Source organism: Kitasatospora sp. SC0581 (genome assembly GCF_048159585.1).
Taxonomy (GTDB): Bacteria; Actinomycetota; Actinomycetes; order Streptomycetales; family Streptomycetaceae; genus Kitasatospora.
Window position 1 is genome coordinate 1 of record NZ_JBLRWA010000093.1, and the last position, 717, is coordinate 717.

Annotated in this window: 1 protein-coding gene; it reads left to right on the forward strand. The window is 73.2% G+C overall.

Annotation, left to right across the window (positions count from 1 at the left end):
- Positions 1-717 (forward strand): glycoside hydrolase family 15 protein (locus ACLWS4_RS37215; protein WP_416876453.1); only part of this gene is annotated, 717 nt, incomplete at both ends.

Here is a 717-nt window from a genome sequence, read left to right on the forward strand (position 1 = left end):
CGGTCGGCGCTCACCCTCAAGGGCCTGTGCGACCTCGGCGGCGCCGCGGTCGCGGCCCCGACCACCTCGCTGCCCGCGCCCATCGGCGGTGTACGCAACTGGGACTACCGCTACACCTGGCCGCGCGACACCGCGTGGATGATGCAGTCCCTCCTCGCGTTGGGATACACCGACGAGCCCATCGCCTACCGCACCTGGCTGACCACCCACATCGACCCGGACGCCCTCCAGCCCCTGTACGGGATCGACGGCGGCCCGGTGCCGGCCGAGGAGCCCCAGCCCCACCTGCCGGGCTACCGCGACTCCGAGCCGGTCCGGGTCGGCAACGCCGCCGCCGAACAGCACCAGTTGGACGTGTACGGCGAACTCGCCGACCTGCTCGCGCAGATGGACGACGCAGGCATCCCGCCGTGCCCGGACGCCGACCACCTGCTCCTCGCCCTCGCGCTCAAGGCCGAGCAGCTGTGGGAGCAGCCCGACGACGGGATGTGGGAGAGCAGGGGCACCCCGCGCCGCTACGTCTCCTCCCTGGTGTGGGCCTGGGTGGCCCTCGACCGAGCGGTGCGGGTGCTGGAACGCCACGGCGGCGCCGACCGCCAGACGCTCCTGCGGCTGGCGGCGAGTGCCGAGGCCATCCACACCGAGGTCTGTGCCCGCGGCTACGACCAGGGGCGCAACACCTTCACCCAGTACCTCGACGGCCACGACCTGGACGCC